This is a genomic window from Thermodesulfobacteriota bacterium (assembly GCA_036482575.1).
GTDB lineage: Bacteria > Desulfobacterota > GWC2-55-46 > GWC2-55-46 > JAUVFY01 > JAZGJJ01.
Genome location: JAZGJJ010000088.1, coordinates 1 through 2,667, shown reverse-complemented (window position 1 = coordinate 2,667; position 2,667 = coordinate 1). Strand labels below are relative to the sequence as shown.

Genomic DNA, 2,667 nt, shown 5'->3' with positions numbered 1-2,667 from the left:
CTCTTTGCAAAGCTCTTCTCCGAGAGCTTTATACATACCTCCACCGTTATGGTAAGGAGGGAGTGTCTTGATGAGGCCGGGCCCTTTAACGAAGAGTATATGTGCGCCGAGGACTACGACCTGTGGCTGAGGATAGCGAAGAGAAGGGATCTCGGCAGGTGCCGCTCCCCGCTCGTTAAGGTCAGGAAGCACGACTCGCACTTAAGCGGCGACAAGGTGCTCCTCAGGTCCACCGCGCTCGAGGTGTTGAAAAAACACTACGACCCGGCCGAGATACCCCCGGAGCTTTACAGGAGGAGGATGTCGGACATGGACATATACTTCGGCAGGGCCTACATGAGGCTCGGGGACATGAAAACCGCCGTGTCGCATTTCAAGGATTCGGTTAGGAAGACGCCCGCGAGGCCGAGGAGTTGGAGGTACCTCTTGAAAGGGTATGCGGGCTACCTCCTCGGAGGCGGAGGGGGGGGCGGTAAGTGAGGGTATGCTTCCTGGTCCATAAGGGCTTCGACTTGAGGTACAGGTGTCTGGAGTACATGGACTCCTTTAAAGAGCACGGTGTGGAGGTGGACGTCCTGAGAGTCGAGGGGAACCTCCTTAAGAGGTACGCCAACTTCTTTCGCTTGGGCGGGTATGACGTGGTAATAATCCAGAGGAAGGTCCTTTCCTCTCTCGACGGCTTTGCCGTAAGGAAGATGGCTGGGAGCGTTATCTTCGACTTCGACGATGCGATTATGTACCGCTCTTCGAAGTGGGGGGACCCGCACTCGCCGTCGAAGATGGAAAGGTTTGAAAGGATGATAAGGATGTCCGACAGGGTCTTCGCCGGGAATTCGTTCCTCAAGGCCGAGGCCGCGAGATTTACCTCCGAGGGTAACGTCGCCGTAGTCCCGACCGTTGTGGACTTGAAGAAGTACAGCCTGAAGGACTACGACAGGGCCGGCGACACCGTCACGATCGGCTGGCTCGGGAGCGGGGGGACCATCCCGTACCTCGAAGGGTTGAAACCCGCGTTGGAGAAGCTCGGCGAGAGGTACCCGAACGTCCGCCTCAAGATAGTCTGCGACAGGTTCTTCGACTGCGACAATATGGAGGTGGTCAAGAAACAATGGTCGGCCGACGACGAGGTCGAGGACCTGAAGAGCTTCGACATAGGTGTCATGCCGCTTACGGACGACATCTGGACGAGGGGGAAGTGCGGGCTAAAACTCCTTCAGTACATGGGTGTGGGCCTCCCGGTCGTCTGCTCTCCGGTGGGCGCGAACAGGGACATAGTGGCCGACGGGGTAAACGGCTTTTGGGCGAGCACCGAGGACGAGTGGGTGGAAAAGCTCTCGACCCTTGTGGAGGACGCCGTGTTAAGGAGGAGGATGGGCATGGCCGGGTACGAGAGGGTCAGGGATAGCTACTCCGTGGAAGCGGTCTTCCCGACGATACTTAATGTGGTGCGGGAGCTTGCCGCATAGAGCATATGAGTTTACGCGAGGATAATATCGACTGGCATTTGAGGGACGGGGAGGAGCCTCGCCTTCTGAAGGTCCTCTCCGGGCATACGGACGGTTTCGAGGTGGTAAAGGACAACAAGGCCAGGACCGTATGGGCGCTGGAGGCGGAAGGTAAAAGGCTCTACATGAAGCGCTATAAGCTCTCCGGCACGGCCGAGAAGATGAAAAACTCCATCCTGCCGTCGAAGGCGAGAGTGGAGTATGACGCCGCCAATACCCTTATCTCAAAAGGCATTCCCACGACGATCCCGGTGGCTTACGGGGAGAAAAGAAAAGGGGGGCTTCTCAGGGGGGCCTGGCTCGTAACCGAAGAGATAAGCGGGGTCAGGCCGCTCATAGAGTGCTTGCCCGAGATGGAGGGGGAAGAGAGAGGAGCGGCGTTAGAAAAACTCGCGGCCCTGGCCGCCACACTCCATGAAAACGGCGTCTACCACAGGGACTTCCACTGCGGCAACGTGCTCGTCCGTAGAGTCGCGGGCAAACCTCCGGAGCTCTACGTCATAGACCTCCACAGGATATCCTTCCTGAAGGAGATGCCGTACGAGAAGAGGGTCAATAACCTCGCCCACCTCTTATACTCCGTGTATGCGATGATGAGTCCGGAAGAGAGAAGGAGCGTTATCGAAAATTATTCTATCGCCTGCGGCGGAGACGGCGGTGACAGCGCCGGGGCGCTGTTCGGGGACGTCGAGAAACGGATAAAGGGCGTAAGGCGGCGGCACATGAGGAGCAGGACCGAGAGGTGCCTTAAAGACAGTACGGGCTTCGACGTCGTCGCTAAGGGGGAGGAAAGGTGCTTTGTAAGGAAGGGGCGTTCGTATGAAGACGTTAAGACCCTTATAGCGAAGCACATGGAGCTTGAGGAGAAAGGGGCTTCGGCCCTCGTCAAGAAGGACCGGTACGTAACGGCGTCAATCGTGTCCGGTGAGGGAGGGGGGGGAGGGGAGTTTTTCGTCAAGCGCTATATCAATAAAGGCGTACGGGACCTCCTCTCCGCATCGAGGGCCAGGAAGGGATGGGTCGGCGCGAACGGGCTGGTGGTGAGGGGCGTGGCAACGCCGCCTCCAGTGGCGTGCGTCGAGAGAAAAGGAGAGAGCTTCCTCATAACCGAAAAGGCGGACGCGCTCGAGATGGACAGGTTCCTCATAAAGAACTTCGGCCC

The 2,667-nt window shown here is 58.0% G+C and carries 3 protein-coding genes; all 3 read left to right on the top strand.

All coding sequences use genetic code 11. The features are described 5' to 3' along the window. On the top strand, window positions 1-480 hold a 480-nt coding region (locus V3W31_03770), incomplete at its 5' end, for a hypothetical protein (GenBank protein ID MEE9614060.1). Continuing rightward, window positions 477-1,466 (top strand): glycosyltransferase family 4 protein, encoded by a 990-nt coding sequence (locus V3W31_03765; protein ID MEE9614059.1) that lies wholly within the window; start codon window positions 477-479, stop codon window positions 1,464-1,466. The genes V3W31_03770 and V3W31_03765, both read left to right, overlap by 4 nt. 5 nt (window positions 1,467-1,471) lie before the next feature. Continuing rightward, window positions 1,472-2,667, top strand: a 1,196-nt coding sequence (locus V3W31_03760) for a lipopolysaccharide kinase InaA family protein (GenBank protein ID MEE9614058.1), incomplete at its 3' end; no start/stop codon positions are given.